At 76.1% G+C, this 13,884-nt stretch carries 14 protein-coding genes and 1 pseudogene; 12 read left to right on the top strand and 3 right to left on the bottom strand.

Annotation, left to right across the window (positions count from 1 at the left end; translation table 11 throughout):
- The 6 genes from E9565_RS19345 to E9565_RS19320 form a co-directional block, all read left to right on the top strand.
- Positions 1-832: TSUP family transporter (locus E9565_RS19345; RefSeq protein WP_308196164.1), on the top strand; the 832-nt coding region annotated here is incomplete at its 5' end.
- A gap of 105 nt (positions 833-937) precedes the next feature.
- Positions 938-2,437 carry a class I adenylate-forming enzyme family protein gene (locus E9565_RS19340; RefSeq protein WP_236836514.1) on the top strand — a complete coding sequence of 500 codons (1,500 nt, stop codon included), beginning with the start codon at positions 938-940 and terminating at the stop codon, positions 2,435-2,437.
- Between the two features lie 97 nt (positions 2,438-2,534).
- Entirely contained in the window at positions 2,535-3,515 is a 981-nt protein-coding gene (locus E9565_RS19335; protein ID WP_236825990.1) for a phosphotriesterase, read from the top strand.
- A 24-nt stretch (positions 3,516-3,539) separates the two neighbouring features.
- Positions 3,540-4,133 carry a DUF1349 domain-containing protein gene (locus E9565_RS19330; RefSeq protein ID WP_236836513.1) on the top strand — a complete coding sequence of 198 codons (594 nt, stop codon included), beginning with the start codon at positions 3,540-3,542 and terminating at the stop codon, positions 4,131-4,133.
- Between the two features lie 109 nt (positions 4,134-4,242).
- Entirely contained in the window at positions 4,243-5,208 is a 966-nt protein-coding gene (locus E9565_RS19325) for a patatin-like phospholipase family protein (protein ID WP_236825988.1), read from the top strand.
- Between the two features lie 48 nt (positions 5,209-5,256).
- Complete coding sequence (locus tag E9565_RS19320) at positions 5,257-5,871, top strand: carboxymuconolactone decarboxylase family protein (protein ID WP_236825987.1); 615 nt, start codon at positions 5,257-5,259, stop codon at positions 5,869-5,871.
- 17 nt (positions 5,872-5,888) lie between these two features.
- Here E9565_RS19320 and E9565_RS19315 read toward each other — a convergent pair whose 3' ends face one another.
- Entirely contained in the window at positions 5,889-6,398 is a 510-nt protein-coding gene (locus E9565_RS19315; protein ID WP_236825986.1) for a phosphohydrolase, read from the bottom strand.
- Positions 6,399-6,407: 9 nt separating this feature from the next.
- A complete protein-coding gene (locus E9565_RS19310) occupies positions 6,408-7,367 on the bottom strand; it encodes a hypothetical protein (protein WP_236836512.1) in 960 nt (319 codons plus the stop codon).
- Between the two features lie 225 nt (positions 7,368-7,592).
- Between E9565_RS19310 and E9565_RS19305 the strand changes: the two genes are divergently transcribed.
- A complete protein-coding gene (locus E9565_RS19305) occupies positions 7,593-7,814 on the top strand; it encodes a hypothetical protein (protein ID WP_236825984.1) in 222 nt (73 codons plus the stop codon).
- Between the two features lie 13 nt (positions 7,815-7,827).
- Here E9565_RS19305 and E9565_RS19300 read toward each other — a convergent pair whose 3' ends face one another.
- The gene (locus E9565_RS19300; RefSeq protein WP_236836511.1) at positions 7,828-8,802 is read right to left on the bottom strand and encodes a zinc-binding dehydrogenase; all 975 of its coding nucleotides are present in this window, start codon (positions 8,800-8,802) and stop codon (positions 7,828-7,830) included.
- 187 nt (positions 8,803-8,989) lie between these two features.
- Here E9565_RS19300 and serA point away from each other — a divergent pair, with 187 nt between their 5' ends.
- The 5 genes and pseudogenes from serA (at position 8,990) to E9565_RS19270 (ending at position 13,781) form a co-directional block, all read left to right on the top strand.
- Positions 8,990-10,198 carry a phosphoglycerate dehydrogenase gene (gene serA / locus E9565_RS19295; protein WP_236825982.1) on the top strand — a complete coding sequence of 403 codons (1,209 nt, stop codon included), beginning with the start codon at positions 8,990-8,992 and terminating at the stop codon, positions 10,196-10,198.
- A gap of 106 nt (positions 10,199-10,304) precedes the next feature.
- Positions 10,305-11,702 (top strand): thioredoxin family protein, encoded by a 1,398-nt coding sequence (locus E9565_RS19290; RefSeq protein ID WP_236836509.1) that lies wholly within the window; start codon positions 10,305-10,307, stop codon positions 11,700-11,702.
- Positions 11,699-12,217, top strand: a pseudogene (locus E9565_RS23010) (UGSC family (seleno)protein). The gene E9565_RS19290 and the pseudogene E9565_RS23010 overlap by 4 nt, the downstream one beginning before the upstream one ends.
- 31 nt (positions 12,218-12,248) lie before the next feature.
- The gene (locus E9565_RS19275; protein ID WP_236825978.1) at positions 12,249-12,851 is read left to right on the top strand and encodes a peroxidase-related enzyme; all 603 of its coding nucleotides are present in this window, start codon (positions 12,249-12,251) and stop codon (positions 12,849-12,851) included.
- A gap of 195 nt (positions 12,852-13,046) precedes the next feature.
- On the top strand, positions 13,047-13,781 hold the full coding sequence (locus tag E9565_RS19270; RefSeq protein ID WP_236825977.1) for an HpcH/HpaI aldolase/citrate lyase family protein: 735 nt from the start codon (positions 13,047-13,049) through the stop codon (positions 13,779-13,781).
- Positions 13,782-13,884: the final 103 nt, after the last annotated feature.

Here is a 13,884-nt window from a genome sequence, read left to right as displayed (position 1 = left end):
GGCGAGGGTGGGGGACGTCTTCCCGGTCGACCTGCTGCCCGAGGGCATCTCCGGCAGCGTCCTGCTGCTCCTGCTGGTGGCCGCGCTGACCGCCGGGTGGATCGACGCCGTCGTCGGCGGTGGCGGGCTGGTGCAGCTGCCCGCGCTGCTGCTCGTGCCGGGGGTCAGCCCGGTGGAGGCGCTGGCCACCAACAAGCTGTCGTCGATCTTCGGCACCACGACCAGCGCGATCACCTTCCAGCGGCGGGTCCGCCCCGACCTGCGCACCGCCCTCCCGATGGCCGTGGTGGCGCTGGCGGGCAGCTTCGCCGGGGCCTCGGTCGCGGCGGCGCTGCCGGCGGCGGTGTTCAAACCGGTCATCGTCGTCGCGCTCGTCGCCATCGCGGCGTTCACCCTGCTGCGGCCGTCGCTGGGCGAGGTCACGGCGCTGCGGCACACCGGGCGGCGGCACCACGGCGTCGCCGGCGCGCTCGGGGCGGGCATCGGCTTCTACGACGGCATCCTCGGTCCCGGCACCGGCTCCTTCCTGGTGTTCGCGATGGTGTCGCTGCTCGGCTACGACTTCCTGAACGCCAGCGCGAAGGCCAAGATCGTCAACGTCGCGACGAACCTGGGGGCGCTGCTGTTCTTCGCCCCGATCGGCGCGGTGTTCTGGGGGCTGGGCCTCCTCATGGGTGGGGCCAACATGCTCGGCGGTTACCTGGGCTCCCGGACGGCGACGACACGGGGGAGCGGCTTCATCCGCGTCGTCTTCCTCGTCGTCGTCACGGCGCTCATCGGCCGGCTCGGCTGGGACGTCTGGACGGAGAACCTGCGCCCGCTGCTGGGTTGACCCGGCACCGGCGCGGAGCCGCTGGTGGACACGGCGGCCGCCCACCGACAGACTGCCGGGACGCCGCGGACGACGAGGTCAGCGGCCGGTAGCGGGAGGTCGTGGATGCCCAGCCCCTTCGACCGGAGCGGCACGGAGGTGGGGCCGGACGGCATCCGGCGCTACACCGGGCTGCCGCAGAACCTGGTGCACCTGCTCCGGTCCGCCGTCGACGCGCACCCGGACGCCGAGGCGCTGGCCGAGCTCGGCGGGGAGCGGCTCACCTACCGGCAGCTGTGGGACCGGGCGGCGCGGGTGGCCGGCGGGCTGCGGGCGGCCGGCGTCCAGCCGGGGGACCGGGTCGCCAACCGGCTGGGCAACGGCACCGACTGGGTGCTGGTCTTCTGGGGGACGCTGCTCGCCGGCGCCGTCGTCGTCCCGGTGAACACCCGGTTCGCCGAGCCCGAGGTGCGCTACGTCGTCGAGGACTCGGGCGCCGCCGTCGTCGTCGAGCCCGGCGCACCCCTGCCGGACGGCGAGCCGCTGGCGGTGACCGACCAGGGGCACACCGACCTGGCCGGCATCTTCTACACCAGCGGCACGACCGGCTTCCCCAAGGGTGCGATGACCACCCACGAGAACTTCCTGTCCAACGTCGAGACCTGCCTGCGCTGCCTGGCCCTGCCGCGCGACGAGCGGCTGTCGACGCTGATCTCGGTGCCGCTGTTCCACGTCACCGGGTGCAACTCCCAGCTGCTGGTGGTCACCGCGGTCGCCGGGCGGGCGGTGGTCATGCCGGCGTTCGAGGTCGGCGCCTTCCTGCGGGCGATCGAGGAGGAGCGCATCTCGTTGCTGACGACGGTGCCGGCCATCTACTGGCTCGCGCTGCAGCAGCCGGGCTTCGCCGACATCGACACCTCCTCGGTGCGCGCGGTCAGCTACGGCGGCGCGCCCATCGCCCCCGACCTGGTGCACCGGATCAAGGCGGCCTTCCCGACCGCCCGGGTGGGCAACGGCTTCGGGCTCACCGAGACCTCCTCGGTCTCGACCTACCTGCCCGACGAGTACGCCGCCGAGCACGCCGACTCCGTCGGGTTCGCCGCGCCCGTCGTCGACCTGCAGGTGGCGGAGCCGGACCCGGCCACCGGCGTGGGGGAGCTGCTCATCCGGGGCCCGAACGTGGTGGCCGGGTACTGGCGCAAGCCCGAGCAGACGGCGGAGACCTTCGTCGACGGCTGGCTGCACAGCGGCGACCTGGCGCGCATCGACGACGAGGGCCTCGTCCACGTCGTCGACCGCAAGAAGGACATGATCAACCGCGGCGGCGAGAACGTGTACTGCGTCGAGGTGGAGAACGCCCTGGCCGCCCACCCCGCCGTCGGGGAGGTGGCGGTCGTCGGCGTACCCGACCCGATGATGGGTGAGAAGGTCGGCGCCGTCGTCGTCCCGCTGCCCGGCCGCGACCTGGACCCGGCGGACCTGCTCGCCTTCGCGCGCGACCGGCTCGCGGACTTCAAGGTGCCGCAGTTCGTCGCGGTGCGCAGCGACCCCCTGCCGCGGAACCCCGGCGGCAAGGTGCTCAAGCCGCCGCTGCGCGAGCAGACCGACTGGCAGGCATTCCGCTGAGAGAAGACCACCCTTCCCCCCACGCCACGCACGCTCGGCGCGGGACCCCGAAGGGTGGCCGACCGACCGGAAGAATCCCACCCTTGGAGGCCCCGCAGTGCCCACCGTCGAGACCGTCCGTGGCCCGATCGACACCGCCGACCTCGGCGCCACCCTCATGCACGAGCACGTCTTCGTCCTCTCCACCGAGCACGTGCAGAACTACGGCACCGGCGACTGGTGGGACGAGGACGAGCGGGTCGCCGACGCGGTGAGCCAGCTCGACGAGCTCAAGGCGCTCGGCATCGACACGATCGTCGACCCCACGGTCTGGGGTCTGGGGCGCTACATCCCGCGGGTGCAGCGGGTCGCCGAGCAGACCGACATCAACATCATCGTGGCCACCGGCCTCTACACCTACGACGAGATCCCGCACCAGTACGAGCACCGCGGCCCCGGCCTGGCGTTGGATCTGCCAACCGACCCGATGGTCGACGACTTCACCCGTGACATCCGCGACGGCATCGCCGACACGGGCGTGAAGGCGGCGTTCCTCAAGTGCGTGATCGAGGCCAAGGGGCTCACGCCCGGCGTCGAGCGCACGGTGCGCGCCGTCGCCGCCACGCACCGGGAGACCGGCGCGCCGATCACCGTGCACACGTCCTCGCTCAACGAGGCCGGACGGCTCGCCGTGCAGGTGTTCGGCGAGGAGGGCGTCGACCTCACCAAGGTCGTCATCGGCCACGCCGGCGACAGCAACGACCTGGACTACCTCAGCGAGCTCGCCGAGGCCGGCTGCCTGCTCGGCATGGACCGCTTCGGCCTGGACATCTACAACCCCACGTCCTCGCGGGTCGACACGATCGTGGCCCTGGCCGAGCGCGGCTACGCAGACCGGATGGTGCTCGCCCACGACGCCAGCTGCTTCATCGACTACTTCCCCGACCCGGCGGCCCGGGCCGCCTTCCGGCAGGTCCAGCCGAACTGGAACTACACCCACATCAGCAAGGACGTGCTGCCGATGCTGCGCGAGCGCGGGATGACCGAGGAGCAGCTCCGGCAGATGCTCGTCGACACCCCGCGGCGGTACTTCGAGTAGGCGGCGCGGCCACCGTCCCGGGTCATGGCGGACGACGGGCTGCGCCGGCAGCCGTGGAGCGCCGGCACCTGGACGGCTCCGCCGGCCGCCGTGCAGGAGGACGGCCCCGACCTGCTGGTCACCGCCGTGGAGGGCAGCGACGCGTGGCGGCACACCTCCTACGGTTTCGTCCACGACGACGCGCACGCGCTGCTGGCGCCGCTGCCGTCGCCGGGCGCGGTCGAGGTGACCTTCGACCTGGGCTGGGACGGCGAGTTCGACCAGGCCGGGCTGGTGCTCCGGGCCGGTGCGGAGACCTGGATCAAGGCCGGCGTCGAGGTCTCCGACGGGTCGCCCCAGGTCGGCGCCGTCGTCACGCTGGGGCGCTCGGACTGGTCGGTGGCCCCGGTGCCCGGCTGGGCGGGGCGCTGGGTGACCGTGCGGGCCAGCCGGGCCGGGGACGCGGTGACGGTCCGGGCCCGGGTCGACGACGAGCCGTTCCGGCTGGTGCGCCTCTGCCCCTTCCCGGAGGGCGTGCCGGTCGCCGCCGGGCCGTACTGCTGCGCCCCCACCCGGGCGGGTCTCGTCGTCCGCTTCCGGCGGTGGGTCACCGGCCCGCCCGACGCCGCCCTGCACTGATCCCCGGTGGCGGCGCGGCGGTGCGCCCGCCGCGGCCGGCTCCGGCGCCGCCCCCTCCGCGCCCGGTCACGACCTGCTCGCCCGGTGGAGCCGTGGCAGGCTCGGGACCGTGACCCGGGTCGGCCTGGTGCTGGGCGGCGGAGGGGTGGTCGGGCAGGCCTACCACTCCGGCGTGCTGGCCGTCCTGCAGCACGACGTCGGCTTCGACGCCCGGTCCGCAGACGTGGTCGTCGGCACCTCGGCCGGCTCGATCACCGGCGCGCTGCTGCGGCTGGGTGTCTCACCCGAGGACCTCGCGGCCTGGACGGTCAGGGCGCCGCTGTCGGACGACGGTGAGGTGCTGCGGCAGATCACCGAGACACCCCTGCCGGAGCTGGCCCCCTTCCGGCCGTGGGAGCTGCTGCGCCGCCCGCTGCGGCCGCCCGGTCCGCAGATGGTGCGGCGTGCTCTCACCCGCCCGCTGCTGTTCCGGCCGCTGGCCGCCGGCATGGCGCTCATGGCGCCCGGCCGGCACGACGTCCTCGAGCAGCTGTCGGCGCTGCGCGAGCTGGAGGGCCCGGGCTGGCCCGCGCGCGACCTGTGGATCACCGCCGTCCGCCGCCGGGACGGCCGCCGGGTCGTGTTCGGCCGGCCGGGCGCGCCGCCGGCGCCGCTGCACCGGGCGATCGGCGCCTCGTGCGCGGTGCCGGGGTACTTCGCGCCCGTGCCCATCGGCCGGCACGCCTACGTCGACGGCGGCGCCCACTCGCCGACCAACGCCGCTGTCCTGCGCGGGCAGGGGCTCGACGTCGTGGTCGTCGTCGCCCCGATGAGCGGGCCCACCGGCTGGCGCCCCGGCGTGTTCCCCGCGGCGCGCCGGTACGCCGACCGGCTGCTGCGCCGGGAGGTGCGGGCGCTGGAGGCCGAGGGGGTGCGCACCGTCGTCTTCACGCCCGGCCCGGAGGAGCAGGAGGTGATGGGGAACGACATGATGTCGCGCGCGCGGCTCGACGACGTGGTCTCGCGGTCGTTCCTCGCCGCCGGCGCGCACGCGGCCCGGCCGGAGGTCGCGGCCCTGCTGCGTCCCGCCGCGTAGCCGCGGCCCCTAGGCTCAGGATCCCGTGCCGCGACAGGAGGGTGTGCCGTGTCCGAGGACCTGACCGGCCGGCCGGTGCCCCGCGGGCCGGCCCGCATCCCGTTGCTGCACCCCGCGGCGCTCGACGGCGAGCGCGCCCGGCTGCACGCCGAGATCACGCAGGGCCCCCGGCAGGCCCAGGCGTCGGTCGTCCCGATCACCGACGACGCCGGCCGGCTGCTGGGGCCGTTCGCCGCCATGCTGCTGGCGCCCGGGATCGGCTCGGCGGTGCAGGCGGTGGGCGCGGCGCTGCGGGGGGAGCAGCTGCTGGGCCCGCGGGCGCGGGAGCTGGCGATCCTCGCCGTCGCGGCACGGCGCCGGTCGCACTTCGAGTGGCTGGCGCACGAGCAGGCCGCCCGCGCCGCCGGCATCGCCACCGCCCAGCTGCAGGCCCTGCTGGACGGCCGGGTGCCCGAGGGCCTGGACCCGGCCGAGGAGGTCGTCGTCGCGACGACGTGGCGGCTGCTCGACGGCGGCGAGCTGGACGACGACGGCTACGCCGAGGCCGCGTCGGTCCTGGGCGTCGAGGCGCTGGCGGCGCTGGTCTGGCTGGTCGGGTACTACGCCATGCTCGCCACCGCCCTGGCCACCTTCCGGCCGGACGGGTCCGGACCTCCCGGCTGACGGGCGGTGGGCCGGGCTCAGACGAGGATGCGCCGGCCGTGCAGGCGGTCGGCGGCCTCGGCGGCGAGCAGGATCCGGCGGGCCGGCCGGTACCGCCCCTCGCGGAGGGTGCGCGCCTTGTCGGGGTCGGTGCCGGCCAGCGCCTCGCTGGCGGCGAGGTCGAGCGCGTTGCCGACGAGCATGACCAGCCGGCCCAGGGGGTCGGCGGCGGCCCGGCGGACCGAGCCGCCCATGTAGGGCTCGCCGGGCCGCGGGGTCACCGCGTCGACCGCGGCGACGACCACCTCGGGCACGTCCAGGGAACGCAGCCGGCCGACGTCGTAGCGCCGCGCGGGATCGGGGTGGTCCCGGGTGAGGGCCAGCACGTCGCGCAGCACCCCGGCCATCTCGGCCTCGGGACCGTGCGGGCGCAGCATCTCGGCCAGCGGCCGCAGCACGGCGAGGTAGTGGTCGTGGCCGTCCCGGTCCACCTGGCCCTCGTGCGCGGCCAGCGCCAGCAGGTGCGCGTCCGGGACGGTGAAGGCCACGCCTCGAGGCTAGGCGGTGCCCGCCCGCGGGGACCGGAGGCGGCGGACGCGGTCGCGGAACCGGCCGCTCGTCCCGGCCGCCGGGTCGTCGGCCCGGGGCGGCACGGTGCGGGCCGCGCGCTCGACCTCCGCGGCGAGCTCGGCCCGGCGGTGCTCGAGGGCGGCGACCTCCGCGAGCAGGGCCGCCCGCCGGTCGGCGGCCTCCCGGTCCAGGCGCTCGCGGTGGGCTGCCGCTTCGGCGTCCGCCCGGCGCCGCTGCTCCCGGCCGGCCTCCAGCACGCGGAGGACCTCCGCGTGGCCCTGCAGCCGGCCGCGGGCCACCTCGGCGGCGGCCTCCTCCGCGAACCGGGCCGCCCGCTCGGCCGCGCGCTGCTCCACCTCGTGCGCCTCGGCTCCGCGGCGCTCGGCCTCGGCGACCGCGTCGGCGCGGATCTGCTCGGCGGCGTCGAGGGTGCGTCCCACGACGGTGAGCAGCATCCCGGCCCGGGCGGTGGCGGCGGCCGCGGTCTCGCGGGCGCCGGCGCGGGCGCGGGCCAGCTCGTCGGCGGCGCGGGCGCGCAGCTCCTCGGCCTCGGCCCGGGCCTCCGCGCGGAGCTGCTCGGCCTCGGCGGTCATGCCCTGCGCCTCGTCGGCCGCGGCGGCGAGCATCGAGCCGATCCGCCCGGAGAGCCGCAGCAGCTCACCGCCGCCCGCGGAGTGGTCGAGCAGCCGGTGCGCCTCGTCCAGGGCGGTCCGGGTCTGCAGGCAGCGGTCCAGCAGGTGCTCCCGCTCCCGCTCCGCCGTCGCCAGCTCGTCCTCCGCCCACTGGACGTAGGTGTCGACCTGGAAGCGGTCGTAGCCGGCCAGTGCCCGGCGGAACATCGGCGCCGCCCGGAACAGCGTCGGCAGGTCGCCGGAGACGTTCGGGTGCGGGCGCGGGGCGCCGTCGGTGGCCTCGGCAGGGCCATCGAGCCGGGTCGCGGTGCTCATCCGGCGGCCTCCTCCCGTGCGTGTCCGGCTCGCATCGGGCCGACGCTAGGGCGGGCGGACGGGGGTCCGCCCGCCGAGGTGGGGGCCGCTCACCCGCCCGGGTGGGGTGCGCACCCGGACCGGTCGGGGGCCCCGGGACCCGTCGCGCTGCGTGACGTCGCCCGCTCGGGTGAGCCGCCGGCGGCGGGGGTTCCCGGGCCTGCGGCGCGGGGCACACCGTGCCGCATGGCACCGCCCAGCCCCGCGCCGGTCCCCGGCAACCTGACCGTCCCCCCGCTGTTCCAGTGGGAGGTCGTGGCGGCCGTCGTCCTCGCGGTGGCGGTCCTGGCGGTGGTCGCGGTGATCGCGCTCTCCGCCGCGCCGGGAGCCGGCGAGCGGGCGGAGTGGCAGAGGTGGCTCGCCGGGCGCTCGCACCGGGACCCGGGCGAGTCGCACAGGGACGGCTGACCGGCGCCCCCGGTCAGGCCGTCTCGAGCACGACCTTGTACTGGCCCGCCCGCGGCTGGATCGCGGCGGAGAAGGCGGCGGTGACGTCGTCGACGGGGTGGACGTCGCTGACGTAGACGTCGCGCAGGCCGGGGTGCTCGGCGAGGTAGGCGCCCGCGTCCCGCAGCACGCGCGCCCGCTCCAGCGTGACCCCGGCGCGCAGCGTGAGGTTCTTCCGCAGGAACGTGATCATGTCCAGCGGGTAGACCGGGTCGTCGGGGATCCCGAAGTAGAGGACGTCGCCCCCGGGCGCCACGGCGGTCAGGCAGTCCTGCAGCGTCGTCACCTGGTGGCCGACCGCCTCGACGACGACGGACGGCCGGTCGGTGTCCGGGAGCGTCGCGGCCCAGCGGCTCGAGCTCGCGGTGACGGTCTCGTCCACCCCGAAGACGCCGGCCGCGGCGCTGCGGTCCACCCGGTCGACCCCGATGACGCGGCGGGCGCCGCGCTGCTTGAGCACGTGGCTGAACAGCAGCCCGATGGGCCCCTGCCCGACGACGCTCACCGACCGCCCGCGCACGTCGCCCAGCTGCTCGGCGGCGTAGAGGACGCACGCCAGCGGCTGCAGCATGACGGCGGTCGTGGGCGGCAGCGCGGTGTCGTAGCCGGCCAGCCCCTCGCCGTCGGTGACCACCAGCTCGGCGATCCCGTCGAAGGCGGCCGCCCAGCCGACGACCAGGTCGCCGGGGGAGTGGTCCGGGTGCCGGCTGGCGACCACCTCGCCGACCACCTCGTGCAGGGGGAAGCCGGGCGCCGGCGTGGCCGCCCGGTCCGCGGGGTTCGGGGCGTGCAGGAAGGGGGCGCCCTTGAAGAAGGGCAGGTCGCTGCCGCAGATGCCACCCGCCCGCGTGGCGAGCAGCACCTGACCGGCGGCCAGGTCCTCCGCGCGCGGGGCGGCCACCTCCACCCGCTCGAAGGCGAACGGTCCGCTCAGCCGGTGGGCCCACACGTCGCACCGCCTCCCTCCGCGACCGCCCGGTGCGGCCGCCCGGGAAGTAGACCAGCGCCGGGCGCCGGGCGCAGCAGGACCCGTCGCAGGGCGCTCCGGCGCCGCCGGGATACTGGTCGGCGTCGCGCACGCCCGGCGACGCGCCGGTGCACCGGCCGGCGGTCCCACGGTCGAGGAGGTCCTGGACGTGCCCAGAGCTCTGCTGCTGGAGAACATCGACCCGGTCGCGACCGAGATCCTCGGTGCCGCCGGCTACGAGGTCCAGTCCCTCCGCGGGGCGCTGGACGAGGCGGACCTCGTCGCCGCGCTCGACGGGGTGGACCTGCTCGGCATCCGGTCGAAGACCCAGGTGACCGCGGAGGTGCTGCGCAGCCGCCCCGACCTGCAGGCGGTGGGCGCCTTCTGCATCGGCACGAACCAGATCGACCTGACCGCGGCCGCGGCCGCGGGCGTGGCGGTGTTCAACGCGCCGTTCTCGAACACCCGCAGCGTGGTGGAGATGGCGATCGCCGAGATCATCATCCTGGCCCGGCGGCTGGTCGACCGGGACCGCTCCCTGCACGCCGGCACCTGGGACAAGTCGGCCGCCGGCAGCCACGAGATCCGCGGGCGGACGCTCGGCATCATCGGCTACGGCAACATCGGCAGCCAGCTGTCGGTGCTCGCCGAGGCGCTGGGCATGCGGGTGATCTTCTACGACCTCGAGGACAAGCTGGCGCTCGGCAACGCCCAGCGCTGCGACAGCCTGGAGGAGCTGCTCGAGCGGGCGGAGACCGTCACGCTGCACGTGGACGGGCGCGCCGGGAACGCCGGGCTGTTCGGCGCCGAGCAGTTCGCCAGGATGCGCCCGCGCAGCATCTTCCTCAACCTCTCGCGCGGGTTCGTCCTGGACCACGAGGCGCTGCGCGACAGCATCCTGAGCGGCCACATCGCCGGGGCGGCGGTCGACGTGTTCCCGCACGAGCCCCGGGAGCAGGGCGACGAGTTCACCTCGGTGCTGCGCGGCCTGCCCAACGTCATCCTCACCCCGCACATCGGCGGCTCGACCCAGGAGGCGCAGCACGACATCGGGCGGTTCGTGGCCGGCAAGCTCGTCGACTACACCGCCACGGGGACGACGACGCTGAGCGTCAACCTGCCCACGGTCGTCCTGCACGGCTCCTCGACCGACCGCTTCGCCCTGCTGCACCGCAACGTGCCCGGCGTCCTGGCGCGGGTCGACGCCCTCGTCGGCGAGCACGGGCTCAACGTCGACGCCCAGGTGCTGGCCACGCGCGGGGAGTACGGGTACGCGGTCACCGACGTCAGCGCCCCGTTGCCCGCGCACCTGCTGGCGGGGCTCGCCGCGCTGCCGGAGGCCGTCCGCCTGATGCGGTTCGGCCCCCGGGCCGGCTGAACGGGCCCCCGGGCCGGCCAGGGCCGTCCCGGCCGGGGCCGCCGCACCGGGACGCGCCGCGGTGACCGCCGTCACGGCCGGCGGGCGGGGTGGGTAGGGTCGCGCCGTGCAGCTCCCGGACGGTCTCGTGGCCGTGGTCAAGCGCGACTGCCCCACCTGCGTGCTCGTGGAGCCGGTGCTGCGGCGGCTCGGCGCCGCCGTGTGGTGCCAGGACGACGCCGGGTGGTTCGACGGCGACGACACCGAGCTGGAGCTCTCCTACCGGCTGGGCATCGAGACCGTCCCGACGCTGCTGCGGGTGGTCGACGGCGCCGAGACCGCCCGGGTGGTCGGGTGGAGCCGGGAGCAGTGGGCCGAGCTCACCGGCGTCGCCGGCCTGGGGGAGGGGCTGCCCGAGCACCGGCCGGGCTGCGGCTCGCTGTCGGTGGACCCGTTCCGCATCGACGCACTGGAGGCGCGGTACGGCGGCACCGGGCTGGTCAGCCGGCGGATCGAGCTCGCCGAGCTCGAGGACGAGCACGAGGCGCTGTTCGACCGGGGCTGGACCGACGGGCTGCCCGTGGTGCCGCCGACGCCGGAGCGGGTGCTGCGGATGCTGCGCGGCACCACCCGCGACCCGGGCGAGGTGGTCGCCGTCGTCCCGCCCGATCTGGTCGAGTGCACCGTCGAGAAGGTGGCCGTCAACGCCGTCATGGCCGGGTGCCTGCCCGAGCACCTGCCGGTGGTGCTGGCCGCCCTGGAGGCGGCCGCCGCCGAGGAGTTCGCGCTGCACGGGCTGCTGGCGACGACGTACTTCGCCGGGCCGGTGGTGGTGGTCAACGGGCCGGTCGCCGCGCGGATCGGCATGAACGGCGGGGTCAACGCCCTGGGGCAGGGCAACCGCGCCAACGCCACGATCGGCCGGGCGCTGCAGCTGGTGGTCCGCAACGTCGGCGGCGGGCGCCCCGGCGAGGTGGACCGGGCGACCCTGGGCAACCCCGGCAAGTTCACCTTCTGCTTCGCCGAGCGCGAGCACGACAGCCCGTTCCCGCCGCTGGCCGCCGACCGCGGGGTGCCCGGCGACGCGGTGACCGTGTTCGCGGGGTCGGGCGTGCAGCCGGTGGTCGACCAGCTCAGCCGCGACCCGGCGTCGCTGGCGCGGACCTTCGCCGCCTGCCTGCGCGTCAACGCCCACCCCAAGCTGCCGATGGCCTTCGACGCGATGCTCGTGGTCTCGCCCGAGCACGGCCGGGTGTTCCGCGAGGCGGGGTGGGACCGGGCCCGCCTGCTGGCCGAGCTGGAGGAGCTGCTGACCCTGCCCGGCGCGGAGCTGGTGCGCGGGGCGGGCGGCATGGCCGAGGGGGTGCCCGCCGGCCTGGCGGGGGCGGAGCTGCCGAAGTTCCGGCCCGGTGGTCTGCTGGTCGCGCACGCCGGCGGCGACGCCGGGTTGTTCAGCGCGATCGTGGGCGGCTGGGTGGCCGGTCAGACCGGGAGCGCCCCGGTGACGAGAGAGGTGCGCGCATGAGAACGGTCCTGGACCCGACCGGCGAGCGGCAGGCGGTCGCCCGCGAGCCGCTGCCCCGCCCGGCCTCGCTGCGCGGCCGGAGCGTCGGGCTGCTCGACATCAGCAAGGCACGCGGCGACGTCGTCCTGGACCGGCTGGCCGAGCTGCTCGCCGCGGACGGCGCGGTCGTGCGGCGCTACCGCAAGCCGACCTTCGCCCGGACCGCCCCGGTGGACCTGCGGCACGAGATCGCCGAGCAGTGCGAGGTGGTCATCGAGGCGCTGGCCGATTAGGGCTCCTGCACGTCGTGCAGTGTGCACGACATCGCCGACCTCGAGCGCCGCGGCGTCGTCGGGGTGTTCCTCGCCAGCGAGGCGTTCGCCGAGGCGGCCCGCGCGCAGGGCGCCGCGCTGGGCTTCCCGGCGCCGTGCGTGCTCGTCCCCCACCCGGTGCAGGACCGCACCGACGCGGAGCTCCGGGCGGCCGCCGAGGCGGCCTACCCCGCGGTGCTGGCCGCCGTCACCACCGCGGGGTGACGGCGGCGCCGCGCGCTGCCAGGGTGGACCGGTGACCGAGACGCCGATCAGCCGCTTCCCCCTCCGCCCCGCCGACGAGCTGCCCCCGGACCTCGCCGAGCGCTACGCGGAGGTCCGGGAGAGGTCCGGCTTCCTGCCCAACGTCTTCGCCGCGCTGGCCTGGCGGCCGGACGAGGCGCGGGCGTTCTTCGCGATGCACGACGCGCTCATGGACAAGGAGACCCCGGGGCTGTCCAAGGCCGACCGCGAGCTGATCGTGGTGGCGACCAGCGCCGGCAACGACTGCCTCTACTGCGTCGTCGCGCACGGTGCGGTGGCCCGCATCCGCACCAAGGACCCGCACATCGCCGACCACGTCGCCGTGGACTGGCGCAAGGCCCCGCTGTCGCCGCGCATGCACGCCGTCCTCGCGGTGGCCACCCGGCTGGCGGCCGACCCGGCCTCGGTCACCGCCGCGGACCTGGCCGCCCTCACCGAGCACGGGCTCACCGAGGACGACGTGTGGGACGTCGGCATGATCACGTCGTTCTTCGCGCTCTCCAACCGGCTCGCGCACTTCGCGGCGATCACGCCGAACCCCGAGTTCTTCCTGATGGGCCGGCTGCCGCGCGGCGCCGAGGTGCCGCCCGCCTGACCCGCGGCCGGCGCGCTACGGTCCGCCGGCGGGTCGAGCCGCGCCCGGGCGGGTCGGGCCGCAGGGGCACGCGGCTCGACGTCGACCGGTGCGGCTGGACCCTGCCCGCGGGGGCGACCGCCCCCTCGGTCGCGGGCGGCGGGCCGTTCGCGCAGGATCGGACCGGTCCAGGGATGACGACGGAGGAGGAGCCGGATGGCGGGCGAGGCGGAGCTGCGGCGACGGTGGTCGGAGGGCCGGCCCTGCCACGGGCTGTGGAGCCTGCTGCCCGGGGCGGTGACCGGTGAGGTGCTGGCCCGGACCGGCGCCGACTACGTCGTCGTCGACCTCCAGCACGGCGCCACCGCGGAGGCCGACCTCCCGGGCACCTGCGCGGCGATCACGGCGGCGGGGTCCGTGCCGCTGGTGCGCACCCGCAGCTCGCTGTTCCCCGACCTCGGGCGGCCGCTGGACCTCGGCGCCCGGGGCCTCGTCGTGCCCAACGTGCGCGACGCCGGGCACGCCCGCGAGATCGTCGCCGCCTGCCGGTACGCGCCCGCGGGCGGACGGTCGATCGGCCGGCTCTCCGGGGGAGCGGACGAGCCGCTCCTGCTGGTGATGGTGGAGGCGGCGTCGATGCTCGCCGACCTCGACGCCGTCCTCGAGGTGCCGGGGCTGGACGGGCTGTACGTCGGGCCGGCGGACCTGGCCCTCTCGCTGGAGCTGACCGGCGAGGAGCAGCGGGACGAGCTCCGCGCGGTGCTCTCCTCGATCATCGCCCGGGCGCGGGCGGCGGGGGTGCCCGTGGGGGTGCACGCGCGCAGCGGCGAGGAGGCGGCCGGCTTCGCCGCCGAGGGCGCCACCGTGGTGACGGCGGCCGTCGACGCCGCCTCCCTGGCCGAGACCGCCGCCCACCACCTCGGCGTCGTGCGGCACGCGGCCACCGGCTGACCCGGCCGGACGCTCCTATGACGCGTCAAGGGCTGAGGGTGGGGTTTCGAGGCGTCGGTAGAGCTCGCGGGCGATGTAGCGCTTGAGGCAGCGTTTGATCTCG

The sequence above is a fragment of the Blastococcus sp. KM273129 genome (genome assembly GCF_021698995.1).
Taxonomy (GTDB): Bacteria; Actinomycetota; Actinomycetes; order Mycobacteriales; family Geodermatophilaceae; genus Blastococcus.
This window is presented reverse-complemented; position numbering and strand designations above follow the sequence as displayed.

Bases quoted from the DNA above. Each gene is read 5' to 3' on its own strand.
- E9565_RS19330 (WP_236836513.1), top strand. From the start codon at position 3,540: ATGGCGGACGACGGGCTGCGCCGGCAGCCGTGGAGCGCCGGCACCTGG.
- E9565_RS19340 (WP_236836514.1), top strand. From the start codon at position 938: ATGCCCAGCCCCTTCGACCGGAGCGGCACGGAGGTGGGGCCGGACGGC.
- E9565_RS19305 (WP_236825984.1), top strand. From the start codon at position 7,593: ATGGCACCGCCCAGCCCCGCGCCGGTCCCCGGCAACCTGACCGTCCCC.
- E9565_RS19310 (WP_236836512.1), bottom strand. From the start codon at position 7,367: ATGAGCACCGCGACCCGGCTCGATGGCCCTGCCGAGGCCACCGACGGC.
- E9565_RS19270 (WP_236825977.1), top strand. From the start codon at position 13,047: ATGGCGGGCGAGGCGGAGCTGCGGCGACGGTGGTCGGAGGGCCGGCCC.